This window comes from Caballeronia grimmiae (assembly GCF_022879615.1).
GTDB classification, from domain to species: Bacteria; Pseudomonadota; Gammaproteobacteria; order Burkholderiales; family Burkholderiaceae; genus Caballeronia; species Caballeronia grimmiae.
Genome location: NZ_CP084271.1, coordinates 1,355,871 through 1,373,500, shown reverse-complemented (window position 1 = coordinate 1,373,500; position 17,630 = coordinate 1,355,871). Strand labels below are relative to the sequence as shown.

The 17,630-nt window shown below is 62.2% G+C and carries 17 protein-coding genes; 7 read left to right on the top strand and 10 right to left on the bottom strand.

Annotated features, from left to right (window positions below):
- Nucleotides 1-59 precede the first annotated feature (59 nt).
- From LDZ21_RS06505 to LDZ21_RS06495, 3 genes are all read left to right on the top strand, one after another.
- Nucleotides 60-1,454: a selenium-binding family protein gene (locus LDZ21_RS06505; protein WP_244794687.1), complete on the top strand. Its 1,395-nt coding sequence runs from the start codon at nt 60-62 to the stop codon at nt 1,452-1,454.
- A 22-nt stretch (nt 1,455-1,476) separates the two neighbouring features.
- Nucleotides 1,477-2,109 carry a hypothetical protein gene (locus LDZ21_RS06500; RefSeq protein ID WP_244794686.1) on the top strand — a complete coding sequence of 211 codons (633 nt, stop codon included), beginning with the start codon at nt 1,477-1,479 and terminating at the stop codon, nt 2,107-2,109.
- A 169-nt stretch (nt 2,110-2,278) separates the two neighbouring features.
- Nucleotides 2,279-2,968, top strand: a complete 690-nt coding sequence (locus LDZ21_RS06495) for a class I SAM-dependent methyltransferase (RefSeq protein ID WP_244794685.1) — start codon at nt 2,279-2,281, stop codon at nt 2,966-2,968.
- 15 nt (nt 2,969-2,983) lie between these two features.
- Here the strand turns inward: LDZ21_RS06495 and LDZ21_RS06490 are convergent, their stop codons facing one another.
- The 4 genes from LDZ21_RS06490 to LDZ21_RS06475 form a co-directional block, all read right to left on the bottom strand.
- Complete coding sequence (locus LDZ21_RS06490) at nt 2,984-4,480, bottom strand: efflux transporter outer membrane subunit (protein ID WP_244794684.1); 1,497 nt, start codon at nt 4,478-4,480, stop codon at nt 2,984-2,986.
- Entirely contained in the window at nt 4,477-5,658 is a 1,182-nt protein-coding gene (locus tag LDZ21_RS06485; RefSeq protein ID WP_244794683.1) for an efflux RND transporter periplasmic adaptor subunit, read from the bottom strand. Before LDZ21_RS06485 ends, LDZ21_RS06490 begins: the two co-directional genes overlap by 4 nt.
- Before the next feature lie 15 nt (nt 5,659-5,673).
- On the bottom strand, nt 5,674-8,859 hold the full coding sequence (locus LDZ21_RS06480; RefSeq protein ID WP_244794682.1) for an efflux RND transporter permease subunit: 3,186 nt from the start codon (nt 8,857-8,859) through the stop codon (nt 5,674-5,676).
- 324 nt (nt 8,860-9,183) lie between these two features.
- Nucleotides 9,184-10,275 carry a hypothetical protein gene (locus LDZ21_RS06475; protein WP_404980522.1) on the bottom strand — a complete coding sequence of 364 codons (1,092 nt, stop codon included), beginning with the start codon at nt 10,273-10,275 and terminating at the stop codon, nt 9,184-9,186.
- A 165-nt stretch (nt 10,276-10,440) separates the two neighbouring features.
- On the opposite strand from LDZ21_RS06475, the gene LDZ21_RS06470 reads away from it, so the two are divergent.
- Nucleotides 10,441-10,692, top strand: coding sequence for a DUF1272 domain-containing protein (locus LDZ21_RS06470; protein ID WP_075583154.1), 252 nt, complete (start codon nt 10,441-10,443; stop codon nt 10,690-10,692).
- Nucleotides 10,693-10,694: 2 nt separating this feature from the next.
- Here LDZ21_RS06470 and LDZ21_RS06465 read toward each other — a convergent pair whose 3' ends face one another.
- Nucleotides 10,695-10,904 carry a hypothetical protein gene (locus tag LDZ21_RS06465; RefSeq protein WP_244794681.1) on the bottom strand — a complete coding sequence of 70 codons (210 nt, stop codon included), beginning with the start codon at nt 10,902-10,904 and terminating at the stop codon, nt 10,695-10,697.
- Nucleotides 10,905-11,090: 186 nt separating this feature from the next.
- Here LDZ21_RS06465 and LDZ21_RS06460 point away from each other — a divergent pair, with 186 nt between their 5' ends.
- A complete protein-coding gene (locus tag LDZ21_RS06460) occupies nt 11,091-12,137 on the top strand; it encodes a T6SS phospholipase effector Tle1-like catalytic domain-containing protein (protein WP_244794680.1) in 1,047 nt (348 codons plus the stop codon).
- 16 nt (nt 12,138-12,153) lie between these two features.
- Here the strand turns inward: LDZ21_RS06460 and LDZ21_RS06455 are convergent, their stop codons facing one another.
- Nucleotides 12,154-12,552, bottom strand: coding sequence for a hypothetical protein (locus LDZ21_RS06455; protein ID WP_244794679.1), 399 nt, complete (start codon nt 12,550-12,552; stop codon nt 12,154-12,156).
- A 166-nt stretch (nt 12,553-12,718) separates the two neighbouring features.
- On the opposite strand from LDZ21_RS06455, the gene LDZ21_RS06450 reads away from it, so the two are divergent.
- Nucleotides 12,719-13,477 carry an SDR family NAD(P)-dependent oxidoreductase gene (locus LDZ21_RS06450; protein ID WP_244794678.1) on the top strand — a complete coding sequence of 253 codons (759 nt, stop codon included), beginning with the start codon at nt 12,719-12,721 and terminating at the stop codon, nt 13,475-13,477.
- A gap of 70 nt (nt 13,478-13,547) precedes the next feature.
- Here LDZ21_RS06450 and LDZ21_RS06445 read toward each other — a convergent pair whose 3' ends face one another.
- On the bottom strand, nt 13,548-14,783 hold the full coding sequence (locus LDZ21_RS06445; protein WP_035966190.1) for a porin: 1,236 nt from the start codon (nt 14,781-14,783) through the stop codon (nt 13,548-13,550).
- Between the two features lie 40 nt (nt 14,784-14,823).
- Here LDZ21_RS06445 and LDZ21_RS06440 point away from each other — a divergent pair, with 40 nt between their 5' ends.
- Entirely contained in the window at nt 14,824-15,024 is a 201-nt protein-coding gene (locus LDZ21_RS06440) for a hypothetical protein (RefSeq protein ID WP_244794677.1), read from the top strand.
- Nucleotides 15,025-15,284: 260 nt separating this feature from the next.
- On the opposite strand, the gene LDZ21_RS06435 is transcribed toward LDZ21_RS06440, so the two are convergent.
- The 3 genes from LDZ21_RS06435 to LDZ21_RS06425 all read right to left on the bottom strand — a co-directional run bounded on the left by LDZ21_RS06435 (nt 15,285) and on the right by LDZ21_RS06425 (nt 17,582).
- Nucleotides 15,285-15,563 (bottom strand): hypothetical protein, encoded by a 279-nt coding sequence (locus LDZ21_RS06435; RefSeq protein ID WP_244794676.1) that lies wholly within the window; start codon nt 15,561-15,563, stop codon nt 15,285-15,287.
- 105 nt (nt 15,564-15,668) lie between these two features.
- Nucleotides 15,669-16,829, bottom strand: a complete 1,161-nt coding sequence (locus LDZ21_RS06430; RefSeq protein ID WP_244794675.1) for a Rieske 2Fe-2S domain-containing protein — start codon at nt 16,827-16,829, stop codon at nt 15,669-15,671.
- Between the two features lie 111 nt (nt 16,830-16,940).
- Nucleotides 16,941-17,582 (bottom strand): DUF938 domain-containing protein, encoded by a 642-nt coding sequence (locus LDZ21_RS06425; RefSeq protein WP_244794674.1) that lies wholly within the window; start codon nt 17,580-17,582, stop codon nt 16,941-16,943.
- Nucleotides 17,583-17,630: the final 48 nt, after the last annotated feature.

Below are 17,630 nucleotides of genomic sequence, written 5' to 3'. Positions count from 1 at the left end.
ACGCATTCGACCGATGGGTGTCCTATAGTGCAGAAGGACCGCTCATTGGGAGAATCGACATGGCGACATGGAAACCTGATCCGAGCTTCTACCCTTCCCCGCGACTCGCCGCGAAGGCGCCGCGCGAAACGCTCGCCTATGTCGCGACCTTCGACCCCGAGCGCAAGATGCCAGACAAGCTGGCCGTCGTCGATGTCGACCCCGACTCGCCGAACTATGCGCAAATCGTGGGCGAACTGGCGATGCCCGATGTTGGCGACGAGCTGCATCACTTCGGCTGGAATGCGTGCTCGTCGTGCCTGTGTCCGAACGCGCCGCATCCGCATATGGAGCGGCGCTATCTCGTCGTGCCGGGGCTGCGTTCGTCGCGCATTCATATCGTCGATACGAAGCCCGATCCGAAGAAGCCGGTCATCGTGAAGACGATCGAGGCCGCCGAACTCGCGGAAAAGACCGGCTATACGCGGCCGCACACCGTTCATTGCGGCCCCGGCGGCATCTATGTCAGCGCGCTCGGCAATGCGGAAGGCAAGGCGCCGGGCGGCGTGCTGATGCTCGATCAACAGAGCTTCGATCCGCTTGGCCGCTGGGAAGTGGATCGCGGGCCGCAGCAGCTTGCATACGACGCCTGGTGGCATCTCGGTTACGACACGATGGTCACCAGCGAATGGGGCACGCCCGATACCTTCGAAGAAGGTCTCGTGCCAGAACTGCTGCTCGGCGCGAAGTACGGGCGCAAGCTGCACTTCTGGGACCTGACGAAGCGCAAGCACGTGCAGGAGATCGACTTCGGCGATGAGTATCAGCTCGTCTTCGAGCTGCGTCCCGCACATGATCCAACGAAGGCTTATGGCTTCGTCAATTGCGTGATCAGCCTGAAGGATCTGTCGTCGTCGATCTGGACGTGGTATCGCGACAAGGACAAGTGGGCCGTCAAGAAAGTGATCGACATTCCCGCCGAACCCGCCGACGCCTCGGTGCTGCCACCGCTATTGCAGGGCTTTGGCGCGGTGCCGCCTCTAGTGTCGGACATCGACCTGTCGATGGATGATCGCTTCCTCTACGTATCGTGCTGGGGCACCGGAGACATGCTGCAATACGACGTCTCCGATCCTTTTGCACCGAAGCTCGCGGGCAAGGTTCGCATCGGCGGCGTAGTCGCCCGCGCGACGCACGCAGGCGCAAGCAACGGCCACTTGAATGGAGGCCCGCAGATGGTCGAAGTCAGCCGCGATGGACGCCGCGTGTACTTCACGAATTCGCTATACGGTGCGGTGGATTCGCAGTTTTATCCCGAAGGCATCAATGGCTGGATGGTGAAGCTCGACGCTGGCGCGGACGGAGGCCTGAGCATCGACGAACGCTTCTTCATCGACTGGCCGAAGGGGCATCGCCCGCATCAGATACGGCTGCAAGGCGGCGATTGCTCGTCGGATTCATATTGCTATCCGTGACGCCTTCGACGAGCGTGGACACATGAATACCGGCACGCCCGCGCTCTGGATTACCGCCGCGGGCCTTGGCGCGTTTCATGGCGTCAATCCCGCCATGGGATGGCTCTTCGCGCTCGCCCTCGGTCTCTATGCGCATAGCAAGCGCGTGGTGCTGCTATCGCTCGTGCCGATCGCATTGGGGCATGCGCTATCCGTTGCGCTCGTCCTGGCGGGCGTGCTCACGCTGGGATCGTTCGTCAGTCACGAGACGCTTGCGCGCGGCTCCGGCGTGCTGCTGATCGGCTGGGGCGTATGGCGTGCGTGGCGCGGGCACCGCGGCCGTCCGGCGGTCGGCATGCGCACCGGGCTGGCCGGCCTCGCGCTGTGGTCGTTCGTGATGTCCAGCGCACACGGCGCGGGCTTCATGCTCGTTCCCGCGCTATTGCCGTTCTGCGGCAGTGCGACGAATAAATCATCTGCTGGGGCGTTCGAAGCAGGCGCGGTTGCCCTGTCGGTGCATACGGTCGCGATGCTCGCCGTCATCGCCGGCATCTCGCTCTTTGCGATGTCAGTGCACGAGCGCACAGGCCTCGCCTTCCTGCGAAGCGGCTGGATCAACGTCGATTGGCTATGGAGTGTGGCCCTCATCGCGTGCGGCGTGTGGCTCTTGCTATAACGTCGATATCCCCCTGAGACGAACACCGTGATGGCGGACACCGGCAGAAGTTAGGCGGGCAACGCCTACCGACGGCGATTGCGCGGCACTGTGCGTCGCTGCAATATCGTCGAAAACGGCCAGAAAAAAGATCATTCGATCACGAGTCAATAAAAACAGGGGACTTCGAATGCGCGAGATTTCATACGCAGAACAGACCGTCAATTCCGGCAATCCGCTCGCGCGTTTTGCGCATCGCACGCGAATGACGATGGCGACCGATCTCGTCACCGGCCTCTGCCCGATGCGCGGCACGGTCGTCGATTTCGGCGCGGGTCCGGGGCTCTTTCTGCATACGCTCGGTGAAGCGCGGCCCGACATCACGCTCATCGGTCACGACAAGTTCATGGCGCCGACGTTTCCTGAAGTCCGTTACGCGGAATCGCTCGATGGCGTGGCACCGCACAGTGTCGACGTGCTGACGTCGTTCGAAGTCTGCGAGCATCTGTACGAAAGCGAGCTCGACGCCCTGCTCGACGACGCCGCGCGCATCCTCAAGCCGCACGGCGCGCTGCTGATTTCCGTGCCGATCATGTACGGTCTCGCGATCGCCCCGAAAGTATCGAACTGGATGATTCGCAGCCGCTCGCTGAAGTCCGAGTACTCGCCCGCCGAAGTGCTGAAGTCGATGATCGGCATTCGGGTGCAACGACCCGAGAATCCGCGCACCACGCATAAAGGCTTCGATTTCCGCGAGCTGCGCGCGATCGTCGGCGAACGCTTCGCCATCGAAGCCGTGCACGTGAGTCCTGTCCCGCATGCGCCGTGGTGGATTAGTTCGCGATACTTCATGATTTGCCGGCCACGCAAACGCGCCTGAGCGCACCGCAATGCTTTACTCTCGCGCCGACACTTCATCGGCGCGAGGCAAGCTGTCCGCGCTCCATCCCCCGCCCAACGCCTTCACCAGCGCAACGCTCGCAGCCATTCTGCGCTGCTGGATACGCACCGCCGCGCGCTGATCCGACAGCACGGTGGCCTGCGTCACGACAACGTTGAGATACGTGATCGCCCCGTTTTCATAGCGATTGCCGATCTTGTCGAGCGCGCGCTTCGCGGCATCGACGGCTTGCGATTGGGCTTCGCCTTCGCGACGCAGCACGTCCAGCGCATTCAGGTTGTCTTCGACCTGACCGAACGCGGTCAGCACCGTTTGCCGATAATCCGCGACGCTCTCGTCATATGCGGCACGCGCCGCATCGCGGGCTGCCGCGCGGCCGCCAAAGTCGAGCGCCGTGAAGGCGAGTTGCGGCCCCAGCGACCAGAAGCGGCTCGGCGCCATCAGCCATGAACTGAAGCGCGTCGCTTCGAGACCGCCGGTCGCGGCCAGCAACAGGTTGGGAAAGAATGCGGCCGTTGCGACGCCGACGCGCGCATTCGCCTGAGCGACGCGCCGTTCGGCCGCCGCCACATCGGGGCGGCGCTCCAGCAACGCCGATGGCACCGACAGCGGCAACGCGGCAAGCGCCGCGCTGGGATGCGGCACATGATCCGCATCGAGCGGCGCGACGTCGAGTGCGAAGGTCGAAGGCGGTTCGCCGATGAGAATCGCGATCGCATTGACGAGACTCGCGTGCGTGGTTTCAAGCTCGATCAATTGCGCCTGCGTTGCGCGCAACTGCTCCTCCGCCTGCGCCACATCGGATTCCGCCGCCACACCGCCCGCGAAGCGATCGCGCGTCAATGCAAGCGCCTTTTCGTAGGCTTGCAGCGTCTCCTTGAGCAGGCGCTCGTCTTCGACCGTGCCGCGCAGATCGAAGTAGTTCGTCGCGAGTTCCGCCTGCATCGAAAGGATGGCGTTTTGCAGGTCCGCCGCGCTCGCCTGCGCTTCCGCTTGCCCGCCTTCGACCGCGCGTGAAATGCGGCCCCACAGGTCCGGCTCCCATGAGATTTGCGCCTCGACGAGATAGTCCGGCACGGTCACGCCCGCGCTCGATCGATACGACACATTCGACGATACCCGCGACTGATTGAACGACGCGTTGGCCGTGATGGTCGGAAAGAACGCCGAGCGCGCCTGACGCACCGCTGCACGCGCGCCGCGATAACGCGCGGCTGCGGCAGCCACCGTTTGATTCGAAGCGGCCACGCGCTCTTCCAGCGCGTTCAGTTGCAGATCGCCATAGACTTCCCACCACGGTGCGCGCGGCATCGCGTCCGCAGGTTGCGCAGGCTTCCAGTCTTGCGTCGATACGGGTACGTCCGCCGGTATGGATGACTTGAACGAAGCCGGCGTCGTCACATCTGGCCGAACGTAATCGGGACCGACCGTGCAGGCGGCCATCGTCATGGACAACAGCGACAGCGTGAAGCCCGCATGCATGCGCTTCATGATGCCTGACCGCTCTTCTTCACATGCGCCTGCCCGATGCGCACCGTGGCACCATCGACGATGGAGTCCGGCGGATTCACGATTACGCGCTCATCGCCCTTTAACCCCGATACGATCGACACGCGCGTGCCGTAGTCGGTGCCAAGCGTAATGGGCAGCAGCTTCACGCGATTGTTCGCATCGACGCTCGCCGCATGCACGCCGTCCGGTCTGAACAACAGCGCATTGCCGGGCAAGGTGTAAGACGCCGTCGCGCTCGTCAGATGAAAACGCACTTGCGCATAAGCGCCCGCGAGCAATTCGCCGGTCGGGTTCTTCACGTCGACCTCGACGCGCATGGTGCGCGCGACCGGATCGACCGCACCGGCCGTGCGCACCGTCACGCCTTCGAACTTGCGATTGCGATCCTCGTTCAACAGCAATTCCGCCGGCATGCCGACTGTCACCATGCGCGCATACGTCTGAGGCACATCGACGAATACACGCAGCGTCGTGGCGTCCTGCACATGGAACAACTCGCGGCCCGCCGCGCCGCTGCCCGCATCGATCAACTGGCCGACATCCGTGTTGCGCGCGGTGACGACGCCATCGAACGGCGAATAGATCTTCTGAAACGAGACGAGCTGTTCAAGCCGCGACACGTTCGCCTGCGCCGCATTCAGCGACGCCTCTTTTGCGAGCATGTCGCCGTTCTTCTCATCGGTTTCCTGACGCGATACCGAATTGTTCTTCGCCATCTGCGCCCAGCGTTCCGCCGTGCTTTTAGCGAGCAGATAGTTCGCCCGAGCGGTCTGCGCATCGGCGCGCGCCTGACGCAGTTGATCGTTGATCTCGGGTGCATCGATCTCCGCAAGCAACTGGCCTTTCTTCACCTTGCTGCCGATGTCCACGGTCCAGCGCTTCAGATAACCGCTGGTGCGCGCGAAGATCGGCGCATCGGAAAACGCGCGGATATCGCCGGCGAGCAACAGGTCCTGCGTCGGCTTCATCTGCGTGGGCTTGATGACTTCGACCGTCAGCATGCCGTGCTCGGCTGCATCGCGTTGAAGTTCCGCGTGCTCGGCATGGCGCGACCAGATGCCCTGTGCGACGATGCCGGCCACGATCAACAGCGCGATCACGAGCCACAGGCGTCCTCGCCTGCCGGTCGCCGAACGTTGCGTCAACTGCTCTTCCATTCATGCTCCGTCTATTCAGGAATGTGCTTTCTGCATGCCTGCGTCGCGTTCCTTGCGTGCCTCGATGCGCTTGTAGACCATCGAAAACACGACGGGCACGAAGAACAGCGTCGCCACGGTGCCGACCATCAGCCCGCCGATCACCGCGCGCCCGAGCGGCGCATTCTGCTCGCCGCCTTCGCCGAGCCCGATCGCCATCGGCACCATGCCGATCATCATCGCGAGTGCGGTCATCAGCACGGGACGGAACCGCGTATAGCCCGCTTCGAGCGCGGAACGCAGGGCATCGCCATGCTCGTCGAGCGCGGAACGCGCGAAGCTCACGACGAGAATGCTGTTGGCGGTCGCAATGCCGATACACATGATGGCGCCGGTGAGCGCGGGAATCGACAGCGTCGTATGCGTGAGGAACAGCATCCACACGATGCCCGCGAGCGCGCCCGGCAACGCGGTGATGATGATGAACGGATCGAGCCACGACTGGAAGTTCACGACGATCAGCAGATACACCAGCACGACAGCGAGAATCAGCCCGAGCGCGAGACCCGAGAACGACGTGTTCATCGTTTCGACCTGACCGCGTATGTCGATGGACGATCCCTTCGGCAATTGTCCGCGCGATTCATCGATGATGCGTTGCACGTCGTCGGATACCGCACCCAGATCGCGGCGTTCCGTCGTCGCATAGAGATTGATGGTGGTCTGCGCGTTGTAGTGATAGACGACTGCATCGCGCGAGCTGCGCGAAAGCGAGGCCAGCGCACCGAGAATATTCGTCTTGCCGCTCGCCGACGTCACCGGAATATTGGCCACCGATTGCAGTGAATTCATGTCGTATTGCGGCGCCGTCGTGATCACGTTGTAGCTCACGCCATTGACCGGATTGAGCCAGAACGTCGGCGTCGTTTGCTGGCTTCCCGACAGCGTGATGAGCAGATTGTTCGCGACGTCGCGCTGTGTGAATCCCGCTTGCAACGCTTTAGTGCGGTCCACTTCGACATTGATCGATGGAAGATCGGAGGGCTGCTGAATGCGTGCATCGACGAGACCGGGGACGCGACGTATCTTCTCGAGCAAATGATTCGCGAAGTCGCGGTTGCCGCGCACGTCGCGCCCGGTGATCGCGATATCGATCGGCGCGGGCAAGCCGAAGTTGAGGATCTGACTCGTGATATCGGCGGGCAAGAACGAGAACGTCACGCCGGGAAACTCTTGCGGCAAGCGCCTTCTCAGCATGCGGATATAGTCGTCGGTCGGCGCATGATCTTCGTTGAGGCTGATGAGCACGTCCGCATCGGCGGTGCTCACGGTGCCCGTGTTGTTATACGAGAGATTGATGCCCGATACCGGCAAACCCATGTTGTCGATGATCGAGCGGATCTCATTGCGAGGGATTAGCTCGCGTATGCGATTGTCGACGCGGTCGGTCAGCACGGCCGTCTCTTCGATGCGCGTGCCTGTCTTGGTTCGCATGTGCATCGCGATGACGCCCGAATCGACCGATGGAAAGAAGTCGCGTCCCAGGAACGGCGCGAGCGCAAGCGAGAGCAGACAGCACGCGAGAAAGAGCGATGCAAAGCGGCCCGGATGCGCGAGCCGCGCTTCGAGAAAAGCGCGATATCGGCCGCGCACCGCTTCGAAACGCCGCTCGAAACCCAGATGAATGCGCACGAAAAGATTGCGCGAACCCTTCATCGATTCGACATCGCCGCCCATGTGTTCGTGATGACGCAGCAGATACTTAGCAAGTGTCGGAATGAGCGTGCGCGAGAAGAAGTACGACGCGAGCATCGCGAACACGACGGCCTCGGCCATCGGCACGAACAGATAATGAGCGACGCCGGTGAGCAGGAACATCGGAATGAATACGATGCAGATGGAAAGCGTGGAGACGAGCGTCGGCACCGCAATCTGCTGTGCGCCATCGAGAATGGCCTGTTCGAGTTCCTTGCCCTGCTCCAGATTCTGACTGATGTTCTCGATCGCGACCGTCGCATCGTCGACGAGAATGCCGACGGCCAGCGCAAGCCCGCCCAGCGTCATGATGTTGATCGTCTGGCCGATTGCGGAGAGCGCGACGATCGACGTCAGCATCGATAGCGGAATGGAGATCGCGATGATGAGCGTCGCGCGCCAGCTACCGAGAAAGAGCAGCACCATCAGCGCGGTCAATCCGGCTGCGATGACCGCTTCGCGCAGCACGCCGGACACCGATGCGCGCACGAACAACGACTGGTCCGCGACCGGCTCTATCTTCAGCGATTCAGGCACCATGCCGCGCAAGGTGGGCAGAAGATTCTTCACGCGCGCAACGATATCGAGCGTCGATGCGTTGCCGCTCTTGTTGATCGTCAGAAGCGATGCGCGCGTGCCGTCGACGCGCACGATGTTGGTCTGCGGCTGGAAGCCGTCGCGGACATGCGCGACGTCCTTGATGTAGATCGTGCCGCCGGGGCCGGTGCGGATCGGGATGTCGTTGAGTCCTTCCAGCGTGCTCGGGCTTGCGTTCAGGCCGACTGAGTATTCCATCGAACCGATCTTCGTCGTGCCGGTGGGCAAGATCAGATTCTGCGCGCTGATTGCATTGACGACATCGGTCGGCGCGAGGTTCTTGGCCTGCAGCTTTTGTGAATCGATATCGACCATGATCTGCCGCTGTTTGCCCCCATACGGCAACGGCACGGATGCGCCCTGCACGGTCGCAAGCTGCGTCTTCAGAAAGCTATTGCCGAAGTCATAAAGTTGCTGTTCCGTGAGTTCGGCCGACGACAAAGCGAGGCGCAATATCGGCACCGTCGATGCATTGAAGCGCAGAATGTTCGGGGGCGTAATGCCGGGCGGAAGTGAGCGCAACTGCGTCTGCGAGAGCGCGGTGATCTCGGCGATAGCTTCATCGACGTTCGCGTTCGGCTGGAAATAGATGCGAATGACCGCGATGCCCGGCAACGATTCCGATTCGATGTGTTCGATGTCGTTGACCGCAACTGACAGACCGCGTTCGTAGTTCAGCGTGATGCGGCGTTCCATCTGATCCGGCGGCAGGCCGTTGTAACTCCAGATGACGCTGACGACCGGTATGTCGATGTTCGGAAAGATATCGGTAGGCGTGCGCAGAATGACGAGCGGGCCGATGATCAGCAACAGCAGCGACAGGACGATAAACGTGTACGGACGCCTGAGCGCGAGTCTTACGATCCACATCGAAATTCCGCCTGCCCCGTTGGGTTTGTTATCTGCGCGCTGTGTTGTTTCGCCCTGCTCGATGGTCTCGACACGATGACACAGATGAAGCTTACAAAACAAATCGCGCAAACGGTTGCGAGGGTTTATGCGGAAGGTTTTCTTTAGATCAATGCGGTGCTTTGCGTCGAAAGGCGTCAGTCAAGCTGCGTAGCGTGGTTTGGCACGGCATCACCCTTACCTCTTGCTGAGCACAACTTGTCGCCCGTGACATGAAACGGTCAGCCGGCTGTCAGGGAGGCGTTTTGCATGCGGCGTACTGCATGCCGCATGCAAAACGCAATGTCAGTTCGCCGGAATCGTCACCACCGGCGCCTTCGACGTATCGGTCACTTCGGCGAGCGCCATCAGGTTCTGCACGACAGTGAACGCGTACTTCGAGTCGAAGTCGCCCCGATCGATCCAGTACTGCGATTTGTCGTAGAGCACGCTTACGTACGCATCCTGTGGCGCTTTCTCGCCGACCTTCACGACGATGGTCGGCCGCGTTTCGCCGCCGATCAGCCCGATCGTCGGCTTTGTCGCGCCGGTTCCGACTTGCGCGTCGGGCACGGGAATCTGCGCGCCGAGATCGGTCAGGATGCCGAATACCGAGCGCGTCACCATCGGAATGCGATCCTTGTCCGACGACTGGCCGTACACGATCTCGTACGTCTTCATCTTCGGCGACAGATGAAGCAGCTTGCGGACAAGCGCGAGATCGTCGACGGTGGCCTTGTTCGAGCCGCTGCGCGTCGCGGCGAGCGTGATATACACGCGCCCCGCGTGGTCCTCGTTGCGCGATTCCACGTTCAGTTCGCCCGCCAGTTGCAAACGCCTCAACGCCTGAATCAACAGGAAGAACTCCGGCGCGCCCGATGCGTTCGGCCCGCCGAGCGCGTTGCCGTTTTGCAGGCCCGCGATCGATTGCGCGGTGATACGCAGCAGCAAGTCGATCGGCATGCCACTCTCGGCGAGCGGCAGCACGAGCGTCGGCGACAGCGGCCGGATGTAGGCGCTGGCGTAGGCGTCGCCTGTCGTCGGGGTGAAGGTGAACGTCGGGTGATTCGAATACGACACGCTGCCCGTCGCCTGTGCATAGTTCGGCTGCGCGCCCGATCCTGCATTCAGAATTGCACCGCCGCTTGCATCGAAGTTGTAGGCCGCGATGATGCTGCTCACGGTCAGAAACGACGGCGCATCGGCAAAACGCAGACCGACGATCGCAGCGAGGATTTCGCGCTTCTGCGCATCGCCGAGTGCGCGGGCGTAGTCGACCTGATCGGCCTTCAGGCGTGACGGGCCAAGGCTGGAACAGCCTGCCGCAAGAAAGGAGGCGGACAGAACGGCAATGGACAAGGCTTTCGTGGGGATCGTGCTGGCTAAGGTCCTGATCATGGGCTCGGGGTGGATTGTGCGAGGAGGATCGTCGGCACGGAGTCGGCGGAACGTCGCGGCAGCTCAGCAATTTGCATACCGAATGCAAAACAGTCGAACAGGAAACGCTCACCTTGTTATGCTGCATCGACCGTCTCGCGCTGAGACCATCAACAGGAAACCGTCATGCTGGAGTTGAGACCTGGTTGTGAGTGTTGCGACAAAGACCTGCCGCCAGATTCCGCCGAAGCTCGAATCTGCTCATTCGAATGCACTTTTTGCGTGGACTGTGCGACCCGCGTGCTGAATGGGAAATGCCCCAACTGCGGCGGCGAACTCGTGGCCCGGCCACGTCGGCCGGTCGGAAAGCTCGCGAACAACCCGGCATCGACGAAGCGGGTTTTCAATCCGGCTTGCGCGCAGCAGCACTCAAACTGATGTCACGAAGCGCCGTCCGTGCGCTCCGCCGCAGCACTGGCGGGCGGCGCGTCCTGCTTTACGGGCGCGATACGCCGCTTCGCTTCCGCATGCTGCGCAACGAGCGCGTCGAGCCGGTCCTGCGCGAACCGCGGTCCGTCGTCGCGTGCATAGGCAGCGGCTGCGGTCGATGCAGCAGCGACCAAAAGAATTCGGGCGAAGTGCTTTTGCATGATTCGCTCCACGAAAAAACTGCTCTGTAAATCTCAGCATCGCACTTCCACACGGCTCGCGCTCTGTCGTTTCCGACAAAATCCAGCGCGGTCACGCCGTTCGTGAACGGGCGCACATGAAGCGCTTGCATGCCGGGCGCCGATTTCCTATCTGTTAGGACACAAGGCCACGCCCCGGAGACCAACATGACGAAACTCGCCCTTTTCTTCGATGGCACCTGGAACGAGCCGAACGACCGCACCAACGCGTATCTCCTCTACAAGCTTGCGCCCGAGTCCGATGAACAGGAAACGCTCTATGTGCCCGGCGTCGGCACGCAGGGCAATGGACTCTTCTCTCTCGCGAACAAATTTCTCGGCGGCGCCTTCGGCGACGGCCTCTCCGACAACATCAAACACGGCTATGCATGGTTGTGCGAGCGGTACAGGCCGGGCGCATCGATTTATATCTTCGGGTTCTCGCGCGGCGCGTATTCGGCGCGCAGTCTCGCCGGCCTGATCCGCAAATGCGGACTGGCAAACGACTGGAGCAACGATTCGATTCGTCAGGCTTACGGCATCTATCGCGATCAGGGCGTCAGTCCGGACGACGCATCGGTACAGGCGTATCGGCAGCAATTCTCGCGTGAAGTCGATGTCGCGTTCATCGGCGTGTGGGATACCGTCGGCGAACTCGGCATTCCGATCGGCGGTCTCTCGGTACCCGGCTTTTCCAGCTACTACCGGTTTCACGACACCACGCTCTCGAACCGCACAAAAGCCGCGTATCACGCGGTCGCCGCCAACGAATACCGCTCTCTTTACAAGCCGACCTTGTGGACGCCGGGCGCGCAAGCTCGCGGCACACTGCCCCTCGAACAGCGCTGGTTTGCGGGCGCGCATGCAAATGTGGGCGGCGGCTACGTCAGCCCGCCCCGCGATCCGGCCGACCTGCTGCCGCTGATTCCCGCCGAATGGCTGCGGCAAAAAGCGGAATCGCACGGCCTTACGTTCGACAAACCGTTAACCATCCCCGATGCCGCGTATGCGTCGGAGCCGATCGATTCCTACACCGAGTTCACCAGCAAGAACCCGCTGCTTCGCGATGTCTGCCAGAAAGAGCCGCGCGCAGCCGGCGCGGCGCTGAACGAAACAATCGATCCGAGCCTGTTCGATCGGCTCGATGCGCCCGGCTTCCTCGATTCGTATCCCGCCTTGCGCGAGCAACTGCGCGGTTTGCCGCTCGGTCAGTAAGGCAGGTGTCCTCGCATCAGAAAATGTGAGGCGGCGTGCGATCGACCATATCGCGTGGCAGGGTTTCGTCGAGCTCGAATTCGACGTTCGGGAAGTCCTGAAGGCGCCCGCTCACTTCCGCTTCGCCCTCGCTCGTGAAAAGACCATCGAGGTAGTCGAACGTAAGCTTGTCGACCAGCGCCTTGAGCGCAAGCTCGGGGCTGCGCTTCGGCTCGACGGCGATTTCGTCGACATCGAGACGCGCGCAGAACTGGCCGTTACTCGAATCCATTGCGCCGATGTCGATCACCTTGCCGTCGACGTTCTGCGCGAGTACACGCTGCTCTACCGCGAAAAGCCGGAAAGGACGCGCGAAGCCGGGGGCGTCGCTGCCTTGCACTGAACTGCCCTGTTTCGAGTTGTCTTCTGAAGTCATCGCGAATTCTCCTTCGATGCGTTGATCGAAGCCAACCAGCAAGGCACGCGCCCGCGCACGATGCAGTGCAGCATCGCGCGGAGTTCCCTTGAGCGCCTGGCCGTTCTACAGTTCGTGCAGTGTTCAACGCAACGCAACGCAAAAGGAGCAGCCAGTGGACGGATACATGAGCTCAAAGGTCGCAGTCATCACAGGCGCCGGCCGCGGACTCGGACGCAGCACCGCGCTGAAGCTCGCGCAACAGGGTGTCGGCATCATCGGCACATGGAACAGCGACGCCGCGTCAGCCGAGGCAGTAGCCGGCGAGATCGAAGAACTGGGCTGCAAGTGCGCGATGCTGAAGCTCGACGTCAGCCGATCCGAAACCTTCAGCGATTTCGGCGATGAAGTGTGCAAGGCGCTGGACCAGACCTTCGAGCGCACCAACTTCGATTTTCTGGTGAACAACGCGGGAATTGGCGTCCATGCGTCCTTCGTCGATACGACGCCTGAGCAGTTCGACAGGCTCGTCGACATTCATCTCAAGGGACCGTTCTTCCTGACGCAGACGTTGCTGCCGTACCTGCACGAGGAAGGAAGCATCGTGAACGTGTCGAGCGGACTGACGCGTTTCGCGCTGCCGGGCTTCGCTGCGTACGCCGCGATGAAAGGCGGCATCGAAGTGCTCACCCGCTATCTCGCGAAGGAACTCGGTCCGCACGGCATTACGGTGAATACCATTGCGCCGGGGGCGATCGAAACGGATTTCGGCGGCGGAACCGTGCGCGACGATCAGGACGTAAACGAGTTCGTCGCGCAGAACACGGCGCTCGGGCGCGCGGGCGTGCCGGACGACATCGGCGGTGCGATTGCGGCGATGCTGTCCGAGGGCAATCGATGGATGACCGCGCAGCGCCTGGAGGTGTCGGGCGGCATGTTCATCTGACGCGCGAGGCGTCGGGGCAAAAAAAAACCGGACGCCGTGGCGTCCGGTTTTCTCGTGAAGCGAGTAAGGCTTAGAAGCGGTGGATGATGCCCACGCCTGCTGCGAACATGCTGCGCGATGCGGACGGCGTGCTGTTGAAGCCGTCGCCGATCGTCGCGTTTGCGTCGGTCTGGCGGTTGACCGCACCGGCAGGCGTGAACGTCGGCGTTGCAAGCGTGCGGCCGTTGGCGCGCTGGAACGCTTGCAGTGCATACAGACCAGTACGCTTCGACAGCGAGTAGTACTGGGACAGATTGAACTGGTGGTAAGACGCTGCATCCGAGATGCCGTTCGCCTTGCTTGCCCAGGTGTAGCTATAGCCGGCCGCGAAATCCCATGCCGACGATGCCTTCCAGTGCAGCACCGTGCCGGCCGTATTGAAGACGGCTTCATCGGTGAACTTCGAGTTGATGCCCGGAATGTACTGAACGTTCGTGTACGTCGCGGTAATGTCCCACGCGCTGTTGAACGTGTAGCCGAGGCCAACCGCGAAGCGGTTCTGCGCTTGCGCACCCTGGTAACCGTTGGTCACGGCCGACACGCCCGACTGACCTGCGGTGTTGGTCGTCGAAGCGTCGCCGTAGACGCCGCCGCCAACCGTCGAGTTGTTGATGCGCGTGAACGCGACCGTACCGCCGATCGGGCCTTGCTGATACTGGATCGCAGCCGACCACGTCGAGCCTTGATACACGCTGTCAGGCACGCCTGCGAGCGAGTACGAACCGCTGACAGTGAAACCGTACAACTTCGGCGACGTATAGACGATCGAGTTGTTCGCGCGGTAGATCGTGTCCAGTTCGTCCAGATCGCCCGGGTGCGCGCCGAAGTAACCCGTCAGCCAGTTGGTCGGGCTGTACGGCGCCATCAGCGTGTAGTACGAGGTGTACTGGCGACCGAGCGTCAGCGTACCGAATCCAGCGTTCGTCAAACCGACCCATGCCTGGCGGCCGAACATCGCGTTTGCGTACTGCTGCGCGCCGCTGTTGATGTTGAAGCCGGACTCCAACTGGAAGATTGCCTTGGTGCCGCCGCCGAGGTCTTCAGCGCCCTTCAGGCCGAAGCGGCTGCCCGCCCAGATGCCCGACGCGAGCTTGACGTTGGAACGGCCAGCCGCCGTCTTCGACAGATTCGTCTGGCTGCTCTGATAAACGATCGAGTCGTCGACGATACCGTACAACGTCACGCTGCTTTGCGCGAAAGCCGGTGCAGCGGCTGCGAATGCGGTCGCGGCGATGAGCGCGGCCTGGGTCTTTTTGAAGCCTTTCATTTCTTCTCCTCTTGCATCGTGCGGTATGGGCGAACTGTGCATGGCCGACATCGAAACCGGGACCGGGCAACGCTCTCCGGTTACATCGACCGTAACTTTTATCGCTGGCAAGTGTATGGCTTACCGATGGAATCCGAAAGAATCGCGCGCGGTGGTGTCGTTTTTTTTCACCGCATGGTTAACCAGTATTTGCGAGGAGGCAAATATTCGGCATTCGGTCACGAACATGACAAAAGCCTGACAGCAACGAGGCATCGGGAGAGTGTCGGCGCGTGCGGGAGCGCCGTCGCAGAAGGCTCTGCAGAGAGTCAGTCAGGCGTTCCGGAGGTGCATCTGGTGGAGGACACGGCATCCACGCAAGAACAAGCGAACGTGGAATTCAAAAGCCGTTAGCGTCGCTTGCGATAAGCGAAGCGGATTTTCTTCGTAAGCAGTCGGAAAGCAGCGGCGATACGACGCGAGCGACGCGTGATTAAACGCGCGTCGCCCGAAAGTGAATGACTACTCGATTCTGGCGCGTAGCTCGCGCGCGGTTTCCAGCAGTCCCTCATAGCCGGAACGCGCATGCGATGGCAGATCGGGATCGCCGACGAGCGTGCCGAGCGTCTCGATCAGGCTGTAGAGAATGCCCTTCGCCGCGCCGGCGGCCATCCTGCCGGCCGCGACGGATTCGTCGACGTGGGTGATCGCCGCATCGAAATGCTCGACGTCCGGATGCGGCTCCTGTAGATCGGGCTCGGTCGAGCGTGTGTCGCGCGGCTCGGTCGGGTCGCTGTTCATGATGGTCTGCCTCCGTGGCTAGTGCGAACTTCATGTATAGCGCCGCGGCGCAACCGCCGCAATCCGTGCATGCCGCGCCGCAGTGTCGCGCGGCATGACGGCCGGTCAGGATGCAGGCAACTCCTCCACCGGCACGATGCGATGCACGCGCCGGCCGTCGACCTCATGCACGCCTGCGGCACGATGCGGTACACCGTGGTCCATCAGCAAGGCGCGCAGCTCGTTGATGACCGGAAAGACCTCGTGATTGTGGTCCGCGCCCTGCCGATCATGCGCTTCCTGTTCACGTTCGACGATCCACCGATCCTCCTTGAAGATACGCTCGGTAAACCACACGAGCAGCGGCCACGCGGCATCGAGTAGAACGGGTATCTTCGGGCGGCGAATCGACAACAGACCGAAGGTACGATTGGTACGCTGTTTCGCATCGAGCGGGACGTAGGCGATCCACAGATCCATCACCATCGTCTCGTCCTTCGTGCGGATCTTGAGCGTCTGATACGGATACTCAGTGCGGATCGTCATCACGTCCTTGTGCGCCGGATCCGTTTTCTCGCCGCGCTTCTGGCCGAAGACGAGCGCCTCGCCGATCGGCTGCTTGCCCGCCTCGCGCGCGAAGGTGTAATCGACCTCGATCCAGTCCTCGCCCCGCCGGCGCCCGACCGACCGCGCCCGCATGCTGCCCATCTGCCGCCGGTGCAGGAACTGATGGTTCATGTCCATGAGGTTCTCGTGCATGAACGTGTAATGGCAGTTCACTTCCTGCCCGAAGCGCCGGGTCTTGTACGCTTTGTCGGCTGCGGATGAAAGGGACGGAAACCGGGCGGTATCGGCGAGTTGCGGATCGCCCGTGAAGACGAACACGAGGCCCGCCTCTTCTCGGCACGGATACGCGCGCACGCCATTGGGCAGGCGCTCGCGGCCGAGGTAGGGAATGTCGGTACAGCGGCCAGTGCAGTCGTATGTCCAGCCGTGATAACAGCAGCGGATCGATTCGCCATCGACGACGCCCGCCGACAGCGGCACCTGCCGATGCGCGCAACGGTCCTCGAGCGCGAACACCTTGCCCGACTCCGTGCGAACGAGCACGATGGGATCGCCCGCAAAGCGCACCGCGTGCGCGTGCCTGCGCTTGACTTCGCGCGACCACGCGAGCGGATACCAGTGATCGGGATGAATGTCGATGCGGCGCAGATCGCGCGGCGGGCTTGCGGATGTGTCGATGGAACCGGCTTCCTGCTCGCCTTGCGGCAACGCTGCGTGCATGTAGAACGCTCCGTTGAAAGGAGATCGGATTACGCGCCGGTTCACGTGCCGGCGCAATGGAACGATCCTTCGCAGTCTACACGGCGTCGCCCCTTTCGGTGCGACCGGCCGCTACGTTTGCGCTCGCGCCTGTTTGATGAAGACGAGACTGAAGTTGTTCGCCGGCATCGTCACTATTTCCCCGAGCGCGAAACCGGCCTGGCTTGCCAGCGACTCGACCGCTTCCATGTCGCGAACGCCCCAGTATGGATTGGTTGCGCGCAGTTGGGCGTCGAACGCTTCGTTGCTCGGCGCGGTATGCGCGCCGTTGCGTCGATACGGTCCGTACAGGTACAGTACGCCGCCCGCACTCAGCCGTTCGGACGCGCCGCGCACGAGCGCCTCGGCCGCTTCCCAAGGCGCGATGTGGACCATGTTGATGCATACGATCGCCGCGACCGCGCCGATGCCCCAGTCGGCGCTCGTCACGTCGATGGCAAGCGGCGCGTTCAGATTCGCGAGACCCGCATGCGCACGCCACGCTGCGATGGCGTCGCGGGCGGCGGCGTCGGGGTCGCTCGGCTGCCAGACGATGCCCGGCAACGCGGCAGCGCAGTGAACCGCATGTTGTCCTGTGCCGCTCGCGATCTCCAGCACGACGCCGCGCGCCGGCAGCACGCGTGCAAGGACGGCTAGAATCGCATCGCGATTGCGTTCGGCGGCGGGCGCGCGGCGGCGTACGCCGTCGCCGGGAGTCGTGGGGGGTTGCGTCATGGGAAGCGGTTTCGAAGGCGGAGAGTGTCACCGAGCCTAAGGGCGCGC